The following is a 24013-nucleotide window of genomic DNA, read 5'->3' as shown; positions in this document are numbered from 1 at the left end:
TTTTGGATAAAACTTATTTTACTCACCTTATATCTTATTAAATTAGCAAATACATTTTTCCACGGTCTTTAATCCTCTAATTTCCCTTTAATACATAAATATCCCAAATTATTTCCCTGATCATTGACAAAATATTATTTATGATCGTGGTGAGGGGCATTGGAACCGGCCCTTACGTGGGTGTGGGGCAGGTTAGAAAGATAGAAAGGGATGAGGACCTCCTGAAACTCGTGGGGGGAGAAATAGTAGTGATATCCCGAGCATCACGGGACATGCTATCCTATCTTCACCGGGCGGGAGGAGTGGTCACGGATTATGGTGGCCTAACCAGCCATGTGGCCATTGTTCTCCGGGAGATGAAGGTACCCTGTGTGGTGGGAACCGGTAACGGAACGGAAAAACTCCAGGAAAACACCATAGTAACGGTAGACGGCAACACCGGCAATATATACCAGGGGTTCATGGAGAGAGAGGGGAAAAAGGATACTTCACAGATTTATCTCCCGGCCACTAACATCAAAGTCAACTTAAATGTCCCGGAAATCGCCTGGAAGGTGGCGCCCCTGGCTGATGGTGTGGGATCCATACGCATTGAAAACAGTATCATCCGCACGGGAAAACACCCCCAAATACTCCTTGAAGAGGGAAAATTAGTCCAAGTTATTGCTGATGCCGTCCGTTTGATAGCTGATGCATTCTGCCTCAAACCAGTATGGTTCCGCACCTTTGACATACCCACTGACGAGTTGAAACGCCTGGAAGGGGGCACCCGGGAACCTGCGGAAAAAAATCCTTTAATGGGCCTGAGGGGTATTCACAAGGACCTGAAAAATCCTGAAATCCTGAAGGCAGAATTTAAAGCCATAATGGAACTCATTGAGGAGGGGTATGATAATCTGGGAGTTAAAATACCCCTGGTGCGTGATGTTTCTGAATACCAGGAGGCTAAAAAAGTCATGAAGGAAGTGGGACTCAAACCCCACCGTGATCTGCCAGTGGGGGCATCAATCGAAACCCCCTCGGCAGTGTTCACCCTGGAAGAGTTTATAAAGGATGGAATGGACTTTGCAACCCTGGGGATGAGTGATATGGCCATGTGTTCTCTGGCGGTTGACCGCAGGGGGGTCAGGGTGGCCAAACACTTCAACTTAACCCACCCTTCAGTTTTGACCATGATAAAAACAGTTATCGAAACCTGCAATCAACAGGGGATTGAAAGCTGTATCTGTGGATATGCGGGTTCAGATCCAGACATTGTAAGTTGGCTGGTGAAGACCGGTATCACTTCCATATCCACCAATCCGGATCAGATTCTTAAAATCCGAAAAGTGGTGGATATCGCTGAAAGGACTTTAATACAAAGGGAACTGGCCTAGGGGATCAGACACCAAAAAGACTTAAAAATTCATTTTCATAATCCTATTTTTTGATAATCAAGTGCCTTTTCAAAATTCAGGGTGCCTTTGTAGAGTGCTGAACCAATTACCACTCCGTAGCAGTCAGTCTGGCTTAAAAGGGCCACATCTTCCAGGGTACTCACACCGCCAGAGTAAACCACGGGAATATTAACTGATTCCAGTAGTTCCAGGAGAGGTTCAACTTTAAACCCTCCCAGAAGCCCTTCGTGGTCCACGTTGGTGAATAGTATTCCTCCTGCACCCTTTTCTTCCATGGTTTTTCCCAGTTCTGGGGCAGTCTGGTTGGTTTTTTCCGTCCATCCCCGTACCACTACCTGGGAGTCCTTGCTATCCAGAGCCACCATGATCCTTTGACTTCCAAATTCCTGGGACAGGGTTTCCACAGCTTCCGGCTCCTGAATGGCCAGGGTTCCAAGGATCACCCGGTCCACGCCCATGTTCAGTAAATGGGTGGCATCTTCAATGCTACGGATTCCTCCACCCATCTGAACCGGTATGGAAACCTTTTTGAGGATATCCTCCACCACTGGAATATTTCCCCCTTCTTCCAGAGCCCCACCGAGGTCAATAACATGCAATACACTGGCGCCCCGGTCTTCCCATCCTTTAGCAACTTTTGCAGGATTTTCCAGCACAATCTGTTCTGTTCCTGGTTTTCCCTGAACCAACTGCACGCATTTACCATTTTTAATATCCACTGCCGGCATAATAAACATGAAAATCACCTTTTTAGTTAGTTATTAATTGTAATCATCCCTCCTCTTTACAGGGTATATACGTTAATGGGATAAATACCGATGTAAACATATAGTGATGGAAGAATAATTATTTATCCTTAAAATTAATTATCCTTAATAATAAACTCTCTTACAAATATTCAAAAGCCTTTAGATAATATTAAAAAAAATTTTCATGTTAGCCCGGGATGATTTCCAACCAGTAATGGGGAGTAAGATGCTATGATTAGGGTGGCCTTAAAAATTGCTTATCTTGGAACGGATTTTTATGGATTCCAGAGACAACCAAACCTGCGCACAGTGGAAGGCGAACTTCTAAGTGCCCTGGAAGAATCAGGAGCCATAAAAAATTTCGGACAATCTAATTACTCCCTTGCCGGGCGCACAGACCGCGGGGTTCATGCCCTGGGGAATGTGGTCTCTTTTAACACGGAAAAGGACCCTATAATAAACCAAATAAATGATATCCTCCCTCAGGACATACGTATTTTAGGATCCAGTTGGGTTCCTCCTGAATTCAAGGCACGATACGCCTATAAACGCCACTACCGCTATGTCCTGTGCCGGGAAGTGAAAGATACTTGGGCTGTGGGAAAAATGCAGGAAGCAGCCCATTTAATGGAAGGAACCCATAATTATGGTAATTTCTCCAGGAGAAGCGAACGAAACCCCCTGCGAACCGTGGACAGCGTTCAGATAACACCCCATGGCCAGGTTTACCTGGTGGATGTGGTGGGTGAGAGTTTCCTGTGGAACATGGTCCGCAAGATGGTGGCTGTCCTCCTGAGTGTGGGAAAAGGAGAACTGGAAGTGGAAGATGTTCAAAGGTTCCTTGATCCCAGTCAACCGGCAGCAATAACACCCCTGGCCCCGGAAAGCCTTATATTAATGGATGTTTCCTACCGGGGGATGGAGTTTAAAGAGGATAACTATGCCCGGTCCCGCTTTATTCAAACCCTGAATAACGAATGTTTTAATCATCAAAAGATGGTTGCCGCCACAAAAGAGATGATACTCGCTTTAGGTAGAGAATGAAAAGTTTCATACATTAATTATAATTTTTTTAAAACCTCAACTAAATTTAACACGCCCCTCCCTAATCTGAGTGAAGGGCAAGGGAAACAATAAATAGTAACAAAAGATATAAACTATATCCATTGGGAGTGAATTTTCCAGACTAATGAATGGAAAGGAGGAAATCTTCTGGTTCACCGATACCCTCATAATTTTAAACAAAAACTTATTTTAGACGCCAATGGCCAGCCCATCAACCCGAAAAGTCAGAGAGGGATCATTGTAGGCCTTGATCCCGGAATGACCGTTGGTGTGGCTATTCTTGATCTGAGGGGACATATATTAGGCGTGGACAGTTTTAAGGAAGTTTCCCGTGCAGAAATAACCAAACACATCATTAGTTTTGGTAGAACAGTTTTAATTGCTACTGATGTTCATCAACCACCTAAAATGGTTAAAAAGATGGCCACAGCTCTTAATTCGAGGATATACGCGCCGTACCGGGATCTGGCGGTTAATGCCAAAAACGAGATGGTGGATGACTATGTTTATGGGGATAGATCACGCCGATCCCGGGACACAGCACCGGTTTTGGCACCTCAAAATGCTCATGAAAGGGATGCACTGGCTGCGGCAATCCAGGGATACAAAAATTACCAGAAAAAACTGGAACAAATAGAAAAAAAGGCAATAGAACTGGAATTACCCTTAGAACTGGTTGATAATGTGAAGGTAATGGTTATAAATGAAGTTCCCATTACCAAAGCCATCAATGCCACCCTGGAAAAATTAAAACCCGGTGAACTGGAGCCCGGAAAAAAATCGACAATATTGGGGATGGAAAATAAAGGGGAGTTTCCAGGAAATTCCAAGGATTCTGGAATAGACCATATTCCTAACCTGGTTATGGAGTTACGAAACAAGATAAAATTTCAAAAAAAACAGATAATGAATTTAAAAAAGAAAAATAACCGGTTAAGTGAGGATATCCACAAGTACCAGCAAGAACTATCCCAGCTGGAAAATAAAATTGAAAGATTACAGTACCAGTACTCCCAGAATATAATGCAACAACGGGAAATCACCACTAAAAACTCTATTATCAAGGGGATCCAGGAGAAATACAACAGGGAAAAAGTGTTGAGAGAGGAATTAGAGGTTCAACTGGGGTCCATAAAGCGTATAAGGGCCATGGAACTTTCCCGGGAAGCAACACCGGTTAAAATCATAAAATCATTCTCCAGGGATTCCATAAGGGAAGCCACCACTTCTTGGAACATCAAAAAGGACGATGTGGTACTTTTAAAAAGTTCAGAAGGGGGAGGTTCTCAAACTGCATCATTACTGGTTGATATAGGGGTAAAGGCAGTTTTAACCACCGATAAAATGTCACATCAGGCCCGGGAGGAATTTGAAAAGAATATGGTTCCCCTAATAGAACGTGATGCAGTGGACCTGGAAATGGCCGAAGATTTTGCCGTGATCCGCTCCCGGGATCTGGAAAGGGAAATTTCCAAGTGGAAAAAGAACCAGGAAGAAGAAAAGAAAAGAGAAGACCGGAATAAACTTTTAAAGATAATGGATGACTACCGTGCCCAGAGAAAACGATCAACCAACAATCTTTAGTAATTTGGCACGATATAAAACTTTTTTTGGAGGGAAATCAAGAATTCAAGAATCATTATTTTATCATTATAATTTTTTTATCTCATTTATTCCTGTTTTTTTCCCGATATTTTTTATAGAATATAACCTGTAAAAACCACAGGACACGCAATTGGCAATGTCAGGGGTTCGTTAAGTTTTGGTAATTCCTGATATTTTTCATGAAATTCGGTGGAATCTTTATTAATGAATTAAATCTCATCTATATTCATTAAACTGATAAAACTGGATAAACTTAATTGAACTGGATAAATATGTTAATTGCCTGATGATTGGTGGATTTAGATGAAGATAGCATTTATAATAGGCACACGGCCTGAAATTATTAAAATGTCCCCTCTAATTGACGAAGTGGATAAAAGGGACTTAGATTATATTCTCATACACACGGGTCAACACTACGACTATGAGATGTCCCAGCAGTTTTTCCTGGACCTGGAACTCCGGGAACCAGATTACAACATTGGAGTTGGTTCAGAATCCCATGGAAAACAGACTGCAGTAATGATGGAGGGCATTGAAGAAGTTTTGGTTAATGAAAAACCGGATATAGTCCTGGTTCAGGGTGATACCAATGCAGTTTTAGCCGGAGCCATGGTGGCAGCCAAATTACACATACCAGTGGGGCATGTTGAAGCAGGTTTACGTTCCTATGATAAAACCATGCCTGAAGAGATAAATCGTATGGTAGCCGATGTCTGCACCAGCCTTTTCTTTGTACCCACCGAAGAAACTGCCCTGAATCTCTTATTCGAGGGAATAAACCGGAAAGACATATTCATCACCGGCAACACTGTGGTGGATGCCTGTTACCGAAACCTCAAAATCGCGGCAAAAAACTCCCGGATCATGTCCCAGCTGGAACTGGAAGGAGACCTCCTTTCCTTAACCTTACACCGTGCGGAGAACGTTGATGACCGGCAAAGGTTGGAGAACATAGTGGAAGCTCTACTCAAGATTCAGGGTCTTACCATTGTTTTCCCCGTACACCCCCGTACAGTGAAAACCTTAAAAAACTTTGGAATGTACTCCTTACTGGAAAAGGCCCCCCACATTAAGATGATCAAGCCTATTGGTTATCTGGACTTCCTGATCCTGGAATCCAATTCCAAATTACTGATGACTGATTCCGGTGGAATTCAAGAGGAAGCCATCACCCTGGATGTGCCCTGTCTCACTCTCAGGTACAACACCGAACGTCCCGAAACTGTGGAAGCCGGGGGTAACATTCTGGTGGGTTCCCATACAGAAAAGATACTGGCAAGTGTGTCTAAAATATTGGAAGATCAAGACCTGTATCGGGGCATGAAAGAAGCACCCAACCCCTATGGAGACGGTACAGCCTCAAAACAGATTGTTGATGCCATCCTAAACGCCTATGCTCAGGGCAAACTGGAAATTAAACCCCCGGAACAAGTTGCCAGCACGCGGGTTAAAGAGTTACTCCAAGTAACGGAAAAGATAACTGTGACCGAGTTTGAAGAACAAAACCCCAATAATGTAATAAATATGGTGTTTGATAAAGATAAACCAGTATTCCCTTCTTCAAACCTCCAGTTAAATGGTAAAACATTGGTGGTCACCCATTTTTCGTCGGATGAGTTTTAATTATCTTTTCCACTTTTTTTAACTATTTCAGGGAAAACAATACATATAATTACCCCGAATATATAAGAAGATCACCATTACCCTAAATAATATAAGAAGATCATCAATGATCTGTAAGGATATTAGAATTTGCATGAATTTTTCAGGGTAAAGTAGTTTTCCATTAATTAAATAAATTTAATTGATTTATTGGGGCTTTTAAGCGAGTCATGAAAGCTCGAAGAATTATAAAACCATTATATCCTTATTAAAGGTTTAAACTGGTCCTGATTCGTTAATTAGTTACTACCTGTGGAAACCATAACGATGGAAGTGAAATACCTAAAATTCCATTAAAAAAAGTAGAGACTGGTAATAACTGGCCAGTAAAATACAACTTATCACTTAATCTAACAAATAAAAAAACCATTTACAGGGGATTAATCAATGATTGAAGAAAAATCACCCATAGCAATATTCGGTTTAGGTCACATGGGACTACCCACCGCCGCATTACTGGCGAAGAGTGGCCTTAAAGTAGTGGGAATCGATATTAACAACAAAACCGTCGAAATGGTTAATTCCGGCCAATCTCCAATTATGGAACCCGGTCTGGAGGAGATGGTAAAGGAAACAGTGGAAAATAACTGTTTGTCTGCCACTACGGACTCTCTGAGTGCAATGAAAGAGGTTCGCACCATAATGATCATCGTTCCCACCCCCGTGGATGAACATAAAGAATCTGACCTCTCGGCAGTCATATCTGCATCCCAATCAATTATGGAAGGTTTAAAGGAAGGAGATCTGGTTATAATTGAAAGCACAGTACCTCCAGGTACTTGTGAGAATATAGTTATTCCTATACTGGAAAAAAGTGGCCTTAAAGCCGGGAAAGATTTTAAAGTAGCTTACACTCCAGAAAGGGCCCTCCCCAACAATACCATATTTGAAATGACCCATAATGCCCGGGTAATAGGGGGCATAGACTCTGAGAGTACCAGAAGGGCAGCTTCACTCTACCAAAGAATCACTGAGGGAGAAATCATAATGGTACAGGACCTGGTGACGGCTGAAATGGTTAAACTTATGGAAAATACCTACCGGGATACCAATATAGCCCTGGCCAATGAATTAGCCTTAATTTGTGATACTTTAGGTGTGGATGTTATTGAAGCCATCCGGGCCGCCAACCACCACCCCCGGGTGAACATACACACCCCGGGACCCGGTGTGGGAGGACACTGCCTATCCATAGATCCCTACTTCCTGGTGGAAATCGCCCGGCAAAGGGGGAGGGAGACACCTCTCATAAAGACTTCCCGGCAGGTTAATGAGGAAATGCCCAGTGAAGTTGTCAGAATCGCCCAGGAAGCCCTTGAAGATGTGGGTAAAACTATTCAGGGATCTAAAATCGGAGTTTTGGGTGTTGCTTACAAGGGAAATGTTGCCGATGCCCGGGAAACGCCGGCCAAACCTTTAATTGAGCAATTATTAAACCGGGGCGCGGAAGTGGTTGTTAACGACCCCTATGTATCTCCCGAAATAATCAAACCATGGGGGGTGCAACCGGTGGATATGGACACGGCCCTGGATACCGATTGTGTGGTCCTGGTAACTGACCATGATCTTTACCGGGATATTAAACCCGAAATGATTAAAAACCGTTTAATAATATGCACCCGGCCCATTCTGGATAAAGAAACCTTCCAGAAGAATGGTGTGATATTTAAAGGAGTGGGAAGATCTTGAACCTCTTAGTATTCGAGTATGCCAGTGCAATGGGGATTAAGGACCCTGCTTTAACTGCAGAAGGCAAGGCAATGCTTCGCGGTCTTACCTGTGACCTGGAATGTATTCCTGCCAGTTATCTGATCTCTAAACACATCGATGCCATTGAAGGCAGCCAATGCCAACCAATAATAATAGGAGAAACTGTTGAGGATTGGATATCGGCTAATGTCTCAAATTTTGATTACTGCCTGCCGGTAGCACCTGAAGAAGATTTTATCCTGTGTGGATTAACCCGGCTAATTGAAAAAAACGGTGTTAGAGTTATAGGGTCAGATTCTGATGCGGTCCGTATTTGTTCGGATAAATATCTTACCTATAACTTCCTTAAAGACAAGGTTCCCACCATACCCACCTATAGAATCCCCTGGGATGAGGTTGAACTTCATGCCCGGAATATTTCCCAGAACAAAGTGGTTAAACCCGCCGACGGAGTTTCCTGTTCAGCAGTGCAAGTAGTGGATTCAGAAACGTCATTTAAGGATGCTGCAACACGGGTAAGGGCAGTAAGCAGTCTCCCTTATTTCCTGATGCAGGATTATGTGGAAGGAACCAGTGCCAGTGTGAGTCTTATCAGCAATGGCAAAGAAGCCCTACCACTCAGCTTAAACCAGCAGAACATCAGTCACCAGGATGGCATAATCGATTATAATGGGGGAAAAGTTCCCCTATCTCACCCTATGGAGAATGAAGCTATAGCTGTTGCTAAAACTACAGTGGAATCGATAAATGGTTTGAAGGGATATGTAGGTGTAGACCTGATCCTGGGTGAAGAGGAAGTGCATCTGGTGGAAGTTAACTCCCGACTAACCACCCCCTATGTTGCCCTGCGCAACATGCTGAACTTCAATCTGGGAGAAGCCATAGTAAATGCCGTAGTCCACGGGGAAATTCCCAGCAAATTCGTACTGGAAAGAGAGATAGAAATTCAGAAAAAAGATAACCGTCTCCATCTAAAGGTGATTAATTGAAGATTGCGGGATTTGATATTGGAGGAGCCAATACTGACTTAGCGGTGGTTGACTTTGATGAAAAGGGCAATATCACCGGTATTGAAACGGATTTTCGCTATCTGCCCATGTGGTCCCGGAAGGATGAACTTTCTCTAACCCTCCTGGAGCTTTTAGGCGATGATATAGGTGATATTGATGCAGTTGGTGTTTCTATGACTGCTGAACTTGCGGATAGCTATCAGAACAAGAGTGAAGGAGTCCGGGACATCAGTAGAATGGTAATGGACACCTTTAACCTTCCAGTTGCCTTTGTGAGTTTGCAGGGTATGGTGAATTATGAAACAGTTTTGAAGGAGCCTTTAGAACTGGCCGCAGCTAACTGGATTGCTACTGCTCCACTGGCGGCATACATGGTGCCAGATTGCATTTTTATCGACACCGGGAGTACAACTACGGACATAATTCCCATTAAAAATGGAACTGAATGTGCTAAGGGGAGAACCGATCTCCAGAGGCTGGCCACCGGGGAATTGGTATATACCGGAACCCTCCGTACCAATGTGGCCACCATTGTGGATAAAGTTCAATTAAAGGATGAATGGGTGCGCACTGCCTCAGAACTATTCGCCGTGACCGCTGATGTGCATCTGGTTCTGGGAAACATCACCCCGGAGGATTACACCTCGGAAACCCCCGATGGGAGTGGTAACTCCCGGGAAGATTCACTGTTAAGGTTATCCCGGGTGGTTTGTGGAGATCTGGATCTTTTGAGTGAGGATGACGTGATCCAGATGGCCAGGTACATCCACCAGAAACAGGTGGAACAGGTGGCGGAAGCACTGGAACAGGTCCACCAAAGAGAAAACCTGGAAATGGTAATTACCACTGGTCTGGGAATGAATGTTATTGGACGCCAAGCTGCGGAACTATTAGGATTACCCGTGCGTACCATGGAGGATATCCTCACCACCGAAGATTGTGTGGTGGCCCCTGCAGTGGGAACCGCCCTTCTCATGCACCAATTTACCGAATCGGGTAAATAATATCCCTATAAGAAGTAAATAGTGTCATTACAGATAATTATTATCAACTGTATTCCATTGGTAATGGATTTGAAATTGCAATTTATGAGGATTATGATTCTATGAAGAAGAGTTCACTACTTGTGGTTGTAATATTGGTATTAGCCGCGGGTTATTTCTTCCTTAATTCTGGCCAACACTCCATCCTGGGGACTGATGAACAGGGATATGTTACTAAAGATGTTTATTCTCATTACGGTAACTCTACGGTGAAAATTGCGGTGATCACTGGTATGCACCCCCGGGAAAACCTTTCCACTAACTTGGTGCCCCAGGTGATTAAGGTCTTCGCCCTGCTAAACAATGTGGAAATAGTAGATTATCACGTGACCGTAACTGACCAACCACAGGATTTCTATGAGGGTCGAAGTAATGGACAGGATCTGGTTGAGCGTTATGCCCTTCCCGATATCAAAAAATCAGATTACCGGCTGGTGGTCATTGGCCATGATCATGAACGGGGTTATGGTGAGGGATATTACATAGCCACCCCTACCCATGATGATAAATCAGTGTCCCTGGCCGAAGCAGTGCACCAGTTACTTCCTGAATTCAACTACTACCCGGGATCAACCAACACCCGGGAGAAAAGCACTTCCATATCCCAGATAGATCGGCCCTTAACCAATGCCGGATATCCGGTGTTTGTCTTAGAAATTCCGGAATGGAACACCCAACTGGAAGCAGGCATAATGACCTATAAACTGTTCAGTACAAGTTCCAAAGTTCTCCAGGCCACAAATTAATATTATCCTAGATTCAAAAATTAAAAATCTCCAAGAGAAAGATTTATATTTTAGAATTCCATATTTTAGAAAATCTTTTAAAAAAAGAAGGGGGGATTTATGGTGGAGTTAGAATTATTTGCAGGTAGATTATTATATTACACTACTATATCCTCATAAAAATGGATTCAATCAATATTAGAATCTCTATCAAACAGTGTGACAGTAATCAATACCAAACATTCTTTAAACCCAGCAAATAAGCAATTATATTAGTTCCTAAATGTAAAAAGACGCTTATCACAAGTATTATGATGATTAAACTTAAGGGAATTATTACTACTAAAGATGCGAATACCAGGGCGCCTACCACAAAATCTAACTGATCCATCAGTGGTACTGGCCTTCCCCGTTCCACTTTAAATCTTCTCTTAATAAAACTACCACAAGCGTCCCCTATAACGGCGCCACTGCCCAATACAAGGCCTAATAATATGCCCTGTACTGCGTTGATGGTTATAGTTCCTTGAACAAGATTAGCTATACCTGGATCTCCTATTATCAGCAGATCATGCACTATATTACCGGAAATAGCACCCTGGACAAGACCTACTGCCATCCCAATTAAAATACCAATAATGGTTCCCTTCCAGGTGACACCATCTCCCAGTATCCTGCGGCCGTCATTCATGGATCGGCCCAGATCCAGAGGTGTTCCTCCCCCAAAGGTAAGGGCGCTGGCGTTGGCTAGATAAGCCGGCAACATAAAATATATAGCATAAGCCGATAAAATCAAAACACTGAAAATACTCGGGTCCATAGTTTACCTCCGATTTAAAACAAGATAATAGTTATGTGCTCAACCATAAATACTATGCTGGTTGGCAAAACCCGATGTTTGTTAGGATAATAGTTAACTATAACCTGAAAATTAATACTAAATAGGTGAGATAATGGTCATAAAGAAAACGAAAAGCCTGTGTCCTGAATGTCTTCGAGTGGTGGATGCAGAAGTCTTTGAAGACCAGGAAAAAATAATGATAAAGAAAACGTGCCCGGAGCACGGTGAATTTGAGAATACTTACTGGCAAGGTTCAGAAGCTTACAGTTTTGCCGCTAACTATGATCACCCGGGAGAAGGAATTTCAAACCCTCGAACCACCATAGAAGGTGAATGCCCTCAAAACTGCGGTCTCTGCGCTGAACATGAAAGTCAAACCATACTAGGCCTTATTGATGTTACTAATCGTTGTAATCTTCGTTGTCCAATTTGTTTTGCTAATGCAGCTGTTTCTAAATCTTTATATGAACCTAGTTATGAAGAAATCAGGCAGATGTTGCGGAATCTCCGTGCCAACCAACCAGTTTCCACTCCAGCCATACAGTATGCTGGTGGAGAGCCCACGGTACGAAAGGATTTAGTGGAACTAGTCAAACTGGCCAAAGAAGAAGGATTCAGCCACACTCAAATAGCCACCAATGGAATCAAACTGGCTAAAGATCCTGAACTGGCTCAAAAACTTAAGGACGCATCCCTAAACACAGTTTATCTCCAGTTTGACGGAGTAACTGAAGAACCATACATTTCTGCCCGGGGGCGTAACCTGTTACCCACCAAATTGGAAGCCATTGAAAACTGCCGTAAAGCAGATCTGGGAATTGTCCTGGTGCCCACCCTGGTTAAGGGAATCAACGATGACCAGGTAGGGGACATAATACAATTCGCCATTGACAACCTGGATATCATCCGCGGAGTGAATTTCCAGCCAGTATCATTTGCCGGCCGAACACCGGCCGATGAAGTGGAAAAACAGAGAATAACCATACCAAAATTCCAGAAACTGGTGGAAGAACAGACTGAGGGTAAAATAGGCTGTAATGATTTCTACCCAGCATCTTCGGTCATACCAGTCACCGACTTTGTGGAAGCCATTGAAGGTGAAGAACAGATAGCCATTACCTGTCACCCCCACTGTGGTGCGGCCACCTATATTTTCATTGATGGGGATGAAGTCATACCCATAACCAGATTTGTGGATGTGGATCGCTTTTTCGATCTTCTCTCCCGCAGCAGTGATGATATAAAAGACGGAGGCATTATTGGCAAAGCCAAGGTTTTAAGCCGAGCGACCATGGAACTTCCCAAAACCATTGACCGGGATAAAAAGCCAGAATCACTGGATTTAACGGGAATATTAACCAAAGTTTTCAAAGAAAGATCATACAGTGCTCTGGGAGATTTCCACCATAAAACCCTACTCATATCATGTATGCACTTCATGGATCCATGGAACTTTGACCAAGACAGGGTTAAAAGGTGTGTGATCCATTATGCAGTCCCTGATGGACGTATAATCCCATTCTGTTCCATGAATGCAATTTATCGCTCAGAGATTGAGAAGAAATTTGCCAAACCACTGAAACAATAACCAAATTAAAACAATCAAAAGCCAAATTCGACAAACAACGGTTAATATATACCCAAAAATTGAATAAAATAAAGTGGTAGCAGAATTGATAATCGAAACTCCCTCCCGGCTGCACTTAACCCTTATTGATCTAAACGGCTCACTGGGCCGGATCGATGGTGGTGTAGGCCTTACACTGGAAAAACCTGGACTAGTTCTGGAAATGAAGGAGAATAGTGGTGAAATCTCCGTAGAATTTAAAAACCCTGAAAACTTATCCGCTAAAGTTAGGGCTGATGATGAGGATAAAATAAAAACTTCAGCCCGGCGGATGATGGATTATTTCCATCTGGAGGGAGGATATGATTTCACGGTACATGAAACCTATCTATCTCATTCGGGATTGGGTTCTGGCACCCAAATATCCCTGGCCGTAGGTAAACTCATCTCTGATTCAGCGGGACAGCAACTGGATGCACCCCAGATCGCCAGTATTGTGGGTAGAGGAGGTACCTCCGGTATAGGTGTGGCATCATTTGCTAAAGGTGGATTCATAGTTGATGCCGGCCACCACCAACGGGAAAAACCAGGCTTTTTACCTTCATCGGCCTCCACCGCATCACCTCCACCCATTGTGGCCAGGTATGATTTTCCTCAGGACTGGAAGGTAGTTCTGGTCATCCCCCATGTGGAAAAAAATGTTTCCGGGCCAACAGAGGTTAACATATTCCAGGAGCACTGCCCGGTACCCTTAGAAGAGGTGCAACAACTTTCACATATTCTTTTGATGAAGATGATGCCCGCAGTGTTAGAAAAAGATCTGGATAGATTTGGGGAGTCCATTAACAGCATACAGAGTATTGGGTTTAAGAAGGTGGAGAATCAACTGCAAAACCCGGTAATTGGGGAAATAATGCAGCTACTCCGAGATGCCGGTGCACCGGGAGTGGGTATGAGCTCCTTTGGACCCACTATTTATGCCATTACTGACAGTCCGCGAGATATAGTGGGTGTTGCTCGGGAGGCCCTAGCGGAGGTGGGTGGCAATATAATTGAAACTAGGGCTCAGAATAGTGGTGCGGTTAAAAGGTATTAATCATTTAATGATATGAATTCCTATGTTTAATCGAAGGTCTAACTTTGTGTAAAACAACAAATTTATTTTGGTACCATGAAAACAGAGATAAAGGGTAAAGTTTGGAAGTTCCGGGACAGTATAGACACTGATGTTATAATACCGGGAAGATATTTGAGAACCTTCAGTCTAGATGAGCTAGCCAGTCATGTAATGGAAGGTGAAAACCCTGAATTTGCCAAAAATGTGCAACAGGGAGATGTAATTGTGGCCGGCTGGAACTTCGGTTGTGGTTCATCACGGGAACAGGCTCCGGTGGCCTTAAAACACGCCGGTGTTGATGCCATTGTTGCCAAATCCTTTGCACGTATATTCTACCGCAATGCTATAAATGTAGGTCTACCAGTAATAGTGGCGGATATGGATGCCGAAGAAGGGGAAGAACTTAATATAAACCTGGCAGAAGGAACAATCCAGAATATAAGCACGGGAAAAAGTTATACTATACAACCCTTCCATGATTTCATGTTAGGAATACTCAAAAATGGGGGGCTGGTGAAACACCACCTGAAGAAGAAAAATATTTAAATAATTCCTGTTTCTAAATTCCACTTTCCGGATAAAATTCCACTTTTCCAAGTTATATTAAAATAAATTAAAAAATTCGCCTTTATTAACGATATTTGCCTCAAATTAGAGATTAAACAATATGTGTCTTAATTAAAGATTAGATTAAAAATATTCGCCCTAATTAAAGATAATTCAGTGTTGAAGTAGTTAATCCATTTAAACCTATTTTAAAATTTTTTAGGTTATTTTTAAAAGGATAATCTTACTAACTATAATCTTAAATTTATATATATAAAGCTCAAAAAACATAAAAATTCTAATAAATCTTACTAGATCTTATTTTTTTAAAAGTGAGGATGAAAAAAATGAAATGTCCAGTTTGTGACTCTGAATCTTATGAAATACTTAAAACTAAGGGTAAAAATACCAAAGAAGTTCTTTTAAAGTGTAATGAATGTGGAAACACCTACCGAGAAACAGTGGTCATTCCCAAGATGGTGGAATGCCGGGTGATCATCAGTAAATTTGAAGAATCCCTTAAAAAAACCATTAAAATCTATCCAGATGAAGTTCTGGAAGTTGGTGAAGTCCTGGTGGTGGATGGTGAGGAAGCGGAGATCACCTCCCTGGAAAACGTCAGGGGAGGCCGAGTTTCCAAAAGCCCGGTCTCAGAACTGGTAACTATCTGGGCCACATCCCTTACTGGACCAGCTAGGGTGGGAATATCCATTGATAACCATGGCTGGATACTATCCAAGAAGGTGGAAGTGGACAGGGATTTCCAGTTTAATGTGGGAGATGTAGTGAAAATGGGAAAGGCGGTTTTCCGTATAAAATCCATGAAAACCATAACCTCCAAGATCCGAAAGGGAAGAGCCACCGCAGACCAAATAAAAAGGATTTACGGAAGACCCGCCGATGGTAAAGATAAATTCAAGTATGATTTAAGTTCCAAAATTGTGGAAGTAGTGGAAGAAGAGTAGTGCCCTAAATTTAGAAAGATAAGCCTCATTAAGAAGTAGAGGACATCATAATTGCCATTATATGACTGTTTCCTGAGTAACTTAAATTAGGGAATGGTGATGTAAATTGAAGGATAAAAGAAAAACACTGGTGGATAAACTCTTTAATCAGGGATATATTAAAAGCCAAAAAGTTAAAAAAGCTATGCTTAAAGTTCCTAGAGAGCAATTCATGCCTCAGGGTAGTGTTTATCAAGCCTACGCTGATCGCCCCTTTCCCATAGGGAAAGGCCAGACCATATCTGCACCCCATATGGTAGCGATCATTGCCGAGAGATTGGATCTGGAGGGGGACATGAACATCCTGGAGATTGGAACGGGATGGGGATACAACGCAGCGGTGGTGGCAGAGGTAGTGGGCAGGAAAGGCCATATCTACACCGTGGAAAGGATCCCGGAACTGGCAGCAAAGGCCCGGGAGAACCTTGAAAAAACAGGCTACTCCGAAGTAGTGACGGTCATTGAAGGGGATGGAACTCGAGGATACCCTGAAAAAGCCCCCTACGATAGGATTTATGGGACTGCCAGTGCACCAAAAATCCCCGAACCCCTTAAAGAACAACTTAAAATTGGGGGAAAACTGATTATACCCATGGGTTCTGACTACTTCCAGGACTTGATATCAATGGTCAGAATTTCAGAGGATGAATACCAGACCCAAAACCTGGGAGGGGTTGTTTTTGTCCCCATGATTGGGGAACATGGCTGGCCTGAAGATTAAAAGACGTGAAAATAGGATATTCTAGAACATTAACGCTTTTACTTTGGTTTTTACTATTTATCTGGAGATAAGTTTGGAATTTCTATAAATTTGGTAATATTATACTGTAAAATTAAATTTAGTTAAAATATAAAAGAATTAAATTTCTGGACATTAAATTTTTGACAGATCACACCACAGATAAAAATTAATCAGGATTAACATGAAAATCTATATGGAAACCTTTGGTTGTACCTTTAACCAGGCAGATTCAGAGATAATGGCTGGTTTACTGGAGGAAAACGGCGGAATAATTGTAAAATCCCCTGAAAATGCGGATGTAATTATTATAAACACCTGTTACGTTAAACAACCCACGGAACAGAAGATAACTAATCATATTAAAAAGATACAGTCTCAGTTCCCTGAAAAGAAACTTCTAATTGCAGGGTGTATGGTGGACATCCATCCCCGGAAGCTGGAAAAACTGGCACCAGAAGCAGGATGGATCGGAGCGCGCCGGATCAATTCAACTCCGGAAATAGTGGAAGCAGCTATGAAGGGGAATGTCTTAAGGGAAAAGGGTCAAGGATGTGATATTAAAACCTGCCTTCCCCGAAAACGGTCTAATCCCCGGGTACACATACTCCAGATCTGTGAGGGATGTCTGGGTAAATGCAGTTACTGCTGCACCAGATTTGCACGGGGTAAACTTCAGAGCTACCCTATATCACTTTTAAAGAAGGAAGCAGAACAGGCCGTAGCTGAAGGTTGTGTGGAAATCCAGATCACTGCCCAGGACACTGCCGCTTTTGGTAAGGATACCGGAGAAACCTTAGCTGATTTAATTAATGAAATAGCCTCTATTGGGGGCGATTTTCGCATTAGAGTGGGAATGATGCATCCCGGGAACATTCAGGAACACTTGGGAGATATTGCCAATGCTTTAAGAAGTGAAAAGGTTTACAAGTTCCTCCACCTTCCAGTACAGAGTGGTAGTAATCAGGTTCTCTCGGATATGAACCGGGGACACACTGTAGAGGAATACCTGGAAATTGTAAGATATTTTAGATCACAAATACCTTCACTGTCCCTGGCAACGGATATCATTGTAGGCTACCCTACTGAGAATGAGGATGATTTTCAGGACACCCTGAACCTCATCCAGGAAATCCGTCCTGACTTCCTGCACATCTCCAAATACCATCATCGGCCGGGTACCAAATCATCCTTACTTCCGGAAATAGACCACCACACTATGAAAAAACGTTCCAGTTCCTTAAATGATCTTAAAACAGAGATCGCCTTAGAAAAAAATAAGAAACTCCTAAAAACCCGGCAAAAAATACTCATAACTGATAAAGGAAGTAAAGGTGGCTACCTGGGACGTTCCAATTCCTATAAAACAGTAGTGGTTGAAGAAGCTCAACTGGGGACTTTCCAGGATGTGGAAATAACCCAGTACAAGAGTACCTACCTGAAGGGGCGAATACTGAACTAAAGGCGCTGTGTTTCCCCATGGTTATTCATCTTAATGCCCATTATTATTTTGGATTATAAATTTAGTCTAACTAAAGGATTATCATTAGCATTGTCCATTATTATCAATTAAATGGTGATTTTATCTGTTAATTACATTTTTGTTCCTTATTTCTTTTTATTTATAATAAACGTGGTTTTTAACCCCAGAACAAATCATTATATGTCATTATAATAAACAGAATTCGATACTTATGAAGTATTTAGTATGTGAAAATTGTGGAGGGTACTACACCCTGGAGGAAGATGAACCCCTCAATGACTCTGAATTATGTCACTGTGGTGGTAAACTCTATTTAATGGAGGAAGAAACATTACTTGAACTCCAGTACCCTAATATAACCTGTAAATACTGTGGTAATGAAAATACCATAAACAGCGCATTTTGTAGTGAATGTGGACAGATATTAACTTCTGCTAAAGATATATCCCGAACTAGTCCCCGTGAAAAATTAAAACCCGTAGGTATATTTGCCGGTGTAACCTTTATTTTAGTTTCAATAGTCCTTTTGGGATTATTTATCTGATGAAAGGGATTTATCGATAGATTTCTGGAGTTGGATTTTTATATATTCACCGCCCTTATGGGGAAATACAGGCCAATACTGGGAAAAACGAACCAAACCCTGTTCTTTGGGAATTTATCCACTTTTTTGAGCTATTAGGGTTTCGCTGATTAATTATTGGCTTAAAAATTAATTATTTTATCAAAATAGTATTGAATATAAATTTATTTATAATTAAAATTAAAAAATTGATATTGTTTTTGAAAAGAGAAATAGATAATTAAAGGGAGTGCCGTGGGCCGGACTTGAACCAGCGACATCCAGATCTTCAGTCTGGCGTTCTCCCAACTGAACTACCACGGCATGATGGGCCCGACGAGATTCGAACTCGTGATCACCTCCGTGTCAGGGAGGTATCATACCCCTAGACCACGGGCCCGCATTCAAACATTTGTCGTGTTACTATTTAACCTTTTCCCCTCTTTGGTTTAAAGTTCTAAAAAAAGTCTACAGCGGAAATTAATATTTTATTACTAAAGAAAAATGTATATGCCTCAGGAGCAATAAATAAGATACACTAATACAAGTAAAATATACTAAAATAGAGTAGGGGTGAAATAATGGATATTCAGGATCCTATAAAAACTACAGTAGAAGAAATTCGAAAAGTTCTAAACATAGAAAATGTCATTGGCGAAGTAATTGAAAGTGAAGACAAAGTAATGATACCTGTTACTCGCATGGGAATGGCCTTTGGAGCGGGGATTGGTGATCAAAAAGGTACTTCCAACGAAGGAGGTTCCCTTGGTGCTGCCGCTGGGGGTGCAGGCATAGAACCAGTGGCCATGGTTGTGGTCTTCAAGGGTCTGAGCGGACCTGAAGGTGTTAAAATGCTCCCTCTGAAAAACCCAGACCCCTTATCCCGGGCAATTGGTGAAGTCAGTTCAGCCATAGTTGATGTCATGGCCGAAGGGAAAAAAATGGGACTAGGCAAGGGTAAAAAAGGAGAGAAAAAAACTGAAGGTGCCACCGCCAAAACTGAAGAAAAAAAACCTTAAAACAAAGTCTATAGTTAGGATTTTAGCATTAACCCCACAAAAAATTTTATTAACTAACCTGAGAGCGGTTAAATTTGATATACACCATAATAAGCATCATAATACTAATTTTGGTGCTTATTTTATTGTCTTTTCTTTTAATTCCCCTTAAACTATCGTTATATCTGAATAAACAGGGAAATGAAACTGAAGGTAAGTTCACTTTAAGATTTTTGGGCATACCCCTTTTTTCCAGGAAAATACCGGAAGATAAAACCGATGAAAAAGAGGAAAAAGAGGAAAAAGAAGAAAAGGCTGAAAAAAAAGACAAATTTTCCTTAGAACGTATTTTAAAGATATTGAAATTATTTAAAGAATCTTTACCTCATATTTACCGTTTAATGACCTCTATTTATAATGCGGTGACAATTGAGAAGTTTTCTCTGGACATGACCATGGGAATGGAAAGTCCCGCAGACACGGCCCTCTTCACCGGGTATATCTGGTCATTCACCTATCCACTAAACGTCCTTACCAGGATTGATCTTAATATAAACCCTGATTTCCAGAGGAGAGTTCTGGATGGCAATTTCCAGATGGATATCAGTCTAAGACTCAGGGGGATAGTGATTGAAGCCATAAGGGCTTACACCAAAAAACCAGTACGGGAATTAATTAAAGAAGTACGCCAGTGATGTTACATGACGCTAAATCAGGAAATAAAGGTTGGGAAATCATTAAAAATAGATGAAAGGGTTTTTTATCCCATCATCAAGATCTTTCACTGGAAACATCAGGATTCAGAGTTCTATTCAGTATTTCCCCTGGCAGTGGTAGTGGTTGAAGGAGAAATGAAGTACATTTTTCCCCTGGAAGAATATGATGATCCCGAAGAATTGGAAACTTATATGGCCATGGTTAAACCATTGTGACTCAAATTTATTTTAAGGGGGTTCTGGAAGTTTAATCCGGACGTCATTTCAACACATAAGGAATAAAATTTTTAGGAAAATTTAATACCTTTTTAGGGAATCATTCCTGCTTTTTTAAGAAAATCATTTATGCTCCTTTTTATAAATAATTAATTAACCAATTGATTCATTTTAGGAGGGCCTGCAATTGAAGTTGAACTTGAATCAACCCAAATCTTACTATGAAACCTTTGTAATTTTAACTTTAATTCTGCTATCCTGCGTTTTAACCTATTATTTCCATTTTGTTTTAAGATCAGGAGTTCTTTTCACCCACTTCTTCTATATCCCCATAATACTGGCGGCAGTCTGGTGGAAAAGGAAGGGATTGTGGGTCACATTTTTCCTGGCAGGGATGCTAATATTCACCAGTTACATCAGTCCACTGCAATTTGATTACTTTTCCGACGACCTTTTTAGATCAGTAATTTTCATCATAGTTAGTATAATAACCGTTATTCTAAGTGAAAGAATAGAAAAATCACAGATCAAGCTAAAGACCAGTGAAGAAAGTTTCCGTTCAGTAGTTGAATCTGCTATTGATGGAATTATCACCACTAACCCGGAGGGGAACGTGGTTTTTGTTAATGAGAGCTTCCAGAAAATGTTCCAGTACTCGGAGGAGGAAGTTATTGGCAAATCAGTCAGGAAGTTCATTCCTCCCCGGTTGAGGGACAGCTATGATCAGAAAATGAAAGAATTCCATAAAACCGGTAAACGCCAGGTAGGAACCTTTGAGTCAGCTGGTCTTAGGAAAGATGGTAAAGAATTCCCCTTTGAAATATCAATCACCAACTGGGAAGGGGAAGGTGAATTATTCACCACTTCCATTATTAGGGATATAAGCTATCGTAAAAATGCGGAAAAAACACGTTCTATCCTCTCTGCAATTGTAGAAGGTTCTGCAGAGTCAATCATTGGCGTTAATCTGGAAGGGAATATTTTAAGCTGGAATAAAGGAGCAGAACAAACCTATGGTTATTCTGCCAAGGAAACTATGGGAAAATCCTATTCCTTACTGTTCCCCAAGGATTCCCACGAATACCAGGAGATACTGGATACCATTGCTAAGGGTGAAATAATTGACCACTACGAAACTAAAAGGGTGACCAAGGCCGGGCAATTAATCGATATCTCCCTAATTATTTCTCCCATAAAGGATAAAACCGGAAATATAATAGGATTATCCGCCATAGCGCGGGACATAACTCGGGAAAAGGCATCTGAAGAAGCCCTTGCCCGGAGTGAAGCTCAACTATCCATGATCACCGCTAACATGGCAGATATCATATGTCAGGCCAGTACTGATGGTGTTTACATCTATGTCAGTCCCTCGGTCAAATCTGTGCTTGGTTACCAACCACCGGATCTACTTGGAAAATCAATGTTAGAAGGGGTTCACCCTGATGATCGTTCCCGGGTCACCTCCTGCATGCAGGATGCCCGGGGTAAATGTATGACACAATCAGTACAGTATCGTTACCTGAGGGCTGACGGTAGTTACGTGTGGCTGGGCACCACAGGAACCCCAGTTTATGAGGATGATGGACAGGTAACTGGATTTATTTGTAACAGTCGGGATATAACCAACCAGAAAAATACCGAAGATGCCCTGCGTGAAAGTGAGACAAAATACCGAACCCTGGTGGAGTCCGCCAGTGATCCCATTTCCCTGTATGATGAAAATGGCATCTTCTTAATGGCCAACAAGGCCGGAGCACATAGCATGGGCGAAGAACCCGCTGATCTCCTGGGGCGTTCATTGAGAGACTTTTTCCCCCCAGAAATTGCTGAAAAACAGATTGGTTTAATAAGAAAAGTAATAAACACCGAAGAAGGGGTGGATATGGAAATGTTTGTCCCCTACGGTGATAAGGATCAATGGTTCAGTACCAGCCTGCAACCCATTTACGGAAGAGATAACCAGATCCACAGTGTACAGGTCATATCCCGGGATATCACCGAAATCAAAGAAACCCAACTTAAACTGGAGCAGGCCCTCCAGGATAAGGAAATGCTAATGAAAGAAATATATCACCGGGTGAAAAACAACCTGATGGTGATTTCCAGTCTCCTTAATCTACAATCACGTTACATAAAGGATGAAGAAGCCAGGGCCATGTTCAAGCAAAGCCAGGAAAGGGCCCAGTCAATGGCCATGATCCACGAAAGACTGTACCGGTCCGCGGATCTGAAACATATCAATTTCGGGGATTACATACGAAAACTGGCTCGGGATCTCTTTAGAACCTACGTGTCAGATCCTTCCCGGATCAAACTGGAAATGGATGTGGAAGATGTGATGATCGACATAAACATCGCCATCCCCCTGGGTTTGATGGTAAATGAGTTAATCTCCAATTCCATGAAACACGGCTTCCCTGAGGGTAATAGTGGTGAAATAAGGGTTAAATTCAAGGAATATGAAGACCAATGTGTGCTGGAAGTCAGTGATACTGGTGTGGGATTCCCTTCAGAATTTGACTTTGAAAAATCAGATTCTCTGGGTTTACAGTTGATTAACAGTCTTACCCAGCAAATAAGTGGTGAACTGGAGTTGGAAACGGATCAGGGAACCACTTTTAAGATAACCTTCCAACAACCTGAAGAAGATGATTAAGAAGAGGAATGGTGAATAGATTTTTACTGATAAGGTATTTCTATTAATAAAAAAAGGAAAATAGTGTGGTTTAACTCTAAAAATTAGTCTACCTTAAAGAAATCAGATTTCTTTGCTCTGCAGACCGGGCACACATCTGGTGCATCATCTTCCACAGTGTTACCACAGTATCTGCAGACATAGTAGTCCACATCTTTATTTTCTCCCAGAGCTTCCAGTGCCTTTTGGTAGAGTCCGGCGTGGATCTCTTCCACCTGGTTAGCCACATCAAAGGTCCAAACTGCTTTTTTATTACCTTTAGATTTGGCTTCTTCAATGAACTCCGGATACATCTCTTCGTATTCTTCCTTTTCACCATTGATGGCATCTTCCAGGTTCTGGGCAGTGCTATCAATCCCTTCCATTACCATTAAATGGTTATGGGCGTGGACAGTTTCAGCTTCAGCAGCTGCTCGGAAGAGTTTGGCCACCTGGGGATACCCTTCTTCATCTGCTTTTTTGGCATAGGCTAAATATTTACGGTTAGCTTGAGATTCACCGGCAAATGCTTCCTTTAGATTATTTATGGTACTCATTTTTTACCTCTAGGTCCTGTA

Annotated in this window: 22 protein-coding genes and 2 tRNA genes; 19 read left to right on the top strand and 5 right to left on the bottom strand. The window is 42.0% G+C overall.

What is annotated here, in order from left to right; all coding sequences use genetic code 11:
- The first annotated feature begins 140 nt into the window (after nucleotides 1–140).
- On the top strand, nucleotides 141–1376 hold the full coding sequence (locus tag CIT02_RS03440) for a putative PEP-binding protein (protein ID WP_292614039.1): 1236 nt from the start codon (nucleotides 141–143) through the stop codon (nucleotides 1374–1376).
- Between the two features lie 35 nt (nucleotides 1377–1411).
- Here the strand turns inward: CIT02_RS03440 and hisA are convergent, their stop codons facing one another.
- Nucleotides 1412–2134, bottom strand: coding sequence for a 1-(5-phosphoribosyl)-5-[(5-phosphoribosylamino)methylideneamino]imidazole-4-carboxamide isomerase (gene hisA, locus CIT02_RS03435; protein WP_292614037.1), 723 nt, complete (start codon nucleotides 2132–2134; stop codon nucleotides 1412–1414).
- 243 nt (nucleotides 2135–2377) lie between these two features.
- On the opposite strand from hisA, the gene truA reads away from it, so the two are divergent.
- The 7 genes from truA (at nucleotide 2378) to CIT02_RS03400 (ending at nucleotide 10990) form a co-directional block, all read left to right on the top strand.
- Nucleotides 2378–3190: a tRNA pseudouridine(38-40) synthase TruA gene (truA, locus tag CIT02_RS03430; RefSeq protein ID WP_292614035.1), complete on the top strand. Its 813-nt coding sequence runs from the start codon at nucleotides 2378–2380 to the stop codon at nucleotides 3188–3190.
- A 132-nt stretch (nucleotides 3191–3322) separates the two neighbouring features.
- Nucleotides 3323–4795, top strand: a complete 1473-nt coding sequence (locus CIT02_RS03425; RefSeq protein WP_363124188.1) for a DUF460 domain-containing protein — start codon at nucleotides 3323–3325, stop codon at nucleotides 4793–4795.
- A 324-nt stretch (nucleotides 4796–5119) separates the two neighbouring features.
- Nucleotides 5120–6442: a non-hydrolyzing UDP-N-acetylglucosamine 2-epimerase gene (wecB, locus tag CIT02_RS03420; RefSeq protein ID WP_292614033.1), complete on the top strand. Its 1323-nt coding sequence runs from the start codon at nucleotides 5120–5122 to the stop codon at nucleotides 6440–6442.
- Nucleotides 6443–6868: 426 nt separating this feature from the next.
- Nucleotides 6869–8170, top strand: coding sequence for a nucleotide sugar dehydrogenase (locus tag CIT02_RS03415; protein WP_292614030.1), 1302 nt, complete (start codon nucleotides 6869–6871; stop codon nucleotides 8168–8170).
- Nucleotides 8167–9180, top strand: coding sequence for an ATP-grasp domain-containing protein (locus tag CIT02_RS03410; RefSeq protein WP_292614028.1), 1014 nt, complete (start codon nucleotides 8167–8169; stop codon nucleotides 9178–9180). Before CIT02_RS03415 ends, CIT02_RS03410 begins: the two co-directional genes overlap by 4 nt.
- Entirely contained in the window at nucleotides 9177–10205 is a 1029-nt protein-coding gene (locus tag CIT02_RS03405) for a hydantoinase/oxoprolinase family protein (RefSeq protein ID WP_292614027.1), read from the top strand. Before CIT02_RS03410 ends, CIT02_RS03405 begins: the two co-directional genes overlap by 4 nt.
- Nucleotides 10206–10306: 101 nt before the next feature.
- Complete coding sequence (locus CIT02_RS03400; protein WP_292614025.1) at nucleotides 10307–10990, top strand: hypothetical protein; 684 nt, start codon at nucleotides 10307–10309, stop codon at nucleotides 10988–10990.
- Between the two features lie 208 nt (nucleotides 10991–11198).
- On the opposite strand, the gene CIT02_RS03395 is transcribed toward CIT02_RS03400, so the two are convergent.
- Nucleotides 11199–11789 carry a CDP-2,3-bis-(O-geranylgeranyl)-sn-glycerol synthase gene (locus tag CIT02_RS03395; RefSeq protein ID WP_292614023.1) on the bottom strand — a complete coding sequence of 197 codons (591 nt, stop codon included), beginning with the start codon at nucleotides 11787–11789 and terminating at the stop codon, nucleotides 11199–11201.
- A 133-nt stretch (nucleotides 11790–11922) separates the two neighbouring features.
- Between CIT02_RS03395 and tes the strand changes: the two genes are divergently transcribed.
- From tes to CIT02_RS03360, 7 genes are all read left to right on the top strand, one after another.
- Entirely contained in the window at nucleotides 11923–13398 is a 1476-nt protein-coding gene (gene tes, locus CIT02_RS03390; RefSeq protein ID WP_292614021.1) for a tetraether lipid synthase Tes, read from the top strand.
- A gap of 85 nt (nucleotides 13399–13483) precedes the next feature.
- Nucleotides 13484–14473: a beta-ribofuranosylaminobenzene 5'-phosphate synthase gene (locus CIT02_RS03385; RefSeq protein WP_292614019.1), complete on the top strand. Its 990-nt coding sequence runs from the start codon at nucleotides 13484–13486 to the stop codon at nucleotides 14471–14473.
- Between the two features lie 75 nt (nucleotides 14474–14548).
- A complete protein-coding gene (gene hacB / locus CIT02_RS03380) occupies nucleotides 14549–15040 on the top strand; it encodes a homoaconitase small subunit (protein WP_292614017.1) in 492 nt (163 codons plus the stop codon).
- A gap of 347 nt (nucleotides 15041–15387) precedes the next feature.
- Nucleotides 15388–16005: an HVO_0476 family zinc finger protein gene (locus CIT02_RS03375; protein ID WP_292614015.1), complete on the top strand. Its 618-nt coding sequence runs from the start codon at nucleotides 15388–15390 to the stop codon at nucleotides 16003–16005.
- 106 nt (nucleotides 16006–16111) lie between these two features.
- On the top strand, nucleotides 16112–16765 hold the full coding sequence (locus CIT02_RS03370) for a protein-L-isoaspartate O-methyltransferase (RefSeq protein WP_292614013.1): 654 nt from the start codon (nucleotides 16112–16114) through the stop codon (nucleotides 16763–16765).
- Nucleotides 16766–16967: 202 nt separating this feature from the next.
- Nucleotides 16968–18245 carry a tRNA (N(6)-L-threonylcarbamoyladenosine(37)-C(2))-methylthiotransferase gene (locus CIT02_RS03365; RefSeq protein WP_292614011.1) on the top strand — a complete coding sequence of 426 codons (1278 nt, stop codon included), beginning with the start codon at nucleotides 16968–16970 and terminating at the stop codon, nucleotides 18243–18245.
- A 232-nt stretch (nucleotides 18246–18477) separates the two neighbouring features.
- Complete coding sequence (locus CIT02_RS03360) at nucleotides 18478–18810, top strand: hypothetical protein (protein WP_292614009.1); 333 nt, start codon at nucleotides 18478–18480, stop codon at nucleotides 18808–18810.
- 269 nt (nucleotides 18811–19079) lie between these two features.
- Here the strand turns inward: CIT02_RS03360 and CIT02_RS03355 are convergent.
- Nucleotides 19080–19152 (bottom strand) — tRNA-Phe (locus CIT02_RS03355).
- Between the two features lie 4 nt (nucleotides 19153–19156).
- A tRNA-Val gene (locus tag CIT02_RS03350) sits at nucleotides 19157–19228 on the bottom strand.
- A gap of 181 nt (nucleotides 19229–19409) precedes the next feature.
- Between CIT02_RS03350 and CIT02_RS03345 the strand changes: the two genes are divergently transcribed.
- The 4 genes from CIT02_RS03345 (at nucleotide 19410) to CIT02_RS03330 (ending at nucleotide 23417) form a co-directional block, all read left to right on the top strand.
- Nucleotides 19410–19847 carry a GerW family sporulation protein gene (locus tag CIT02_RS03345; protein ID WP_292614007.1) on the top strand — a complete coding sequence of 146 codons (438 nt, stop codon included), beginning with the start codon at nucleotides 19410–19412 and terminating at the stop codon, nucleotides 19845–19847.
- Between the two features lie 125 nt (nucleotides 19848–19972).
- Nucleotides 19973–20521, top strand: a complete 549-nt coding sequence (locus CIT02_RS03340) for a DUF2953 domain-containing protein (RefSeq protein WP_292614005.1) — start codon at nucleotides 19973–19975, stop codon at nucleotides 20519–20521.
- A gap of 6 nt (nucleotides 20522–20527) precedes the next feature.
- On the top strand, nucleotides 20528–20758 hold the full coding sequence (locus CIT02_RS03335; RefSeq protein ID WP_292614003.1) for a hypothetical protein: 231 nt from the start codon (nucleotides 20528–20530) through the stop codon (nucleotides 20756–20758).
- Between the two features lie 187 nt (nucleotides 20759–20945).
- On the top strand, nucleotides 20946–23417 hold the full coding sequence (locus tag CIT02_RS03330; protein WP_292614001.1) for a PAS domain S-box protein: 2472 nt from the start codon (nucleotides 20946–20948) through the stop codon (nucleotides 23415–23417).
- Nucleotides 23418–23500: 83 nt separating this feature from the next.
- Here CIT02_RS03330 and CIT02_RS03325 read toward each other — a convergent pair whose 3' ends face one another.
- Nucleotides 23501–23992, bottom strand: a complete 492-nt coding sequence (locus CIT02_RS03325; RefSeq protein ID WP_292613999.1) for a rubrerythrin family protein — start codon at nucleotides 23990–23992, stop codon at nucleotides 23501–23503.
- Between the last annotated feature and the right edge of the window lie 21 nt (nucleotides 23993–24013).

Origin of the sequence: Methanobacterium sp. BAmetb5, assembly GCF_003491305.1 — an archaeon.
Classification (GTDB): Archaea; Methanobacteriota; Methanobacteria; order Methanobacteriales; family Methanobacteriaceae; genus Methanobacterium.
The sequence above is the reverse complement of the archived record's forward strand: the minus strand, read 5'-3'. Positions and strand labels throughout refer to the sequence as shown.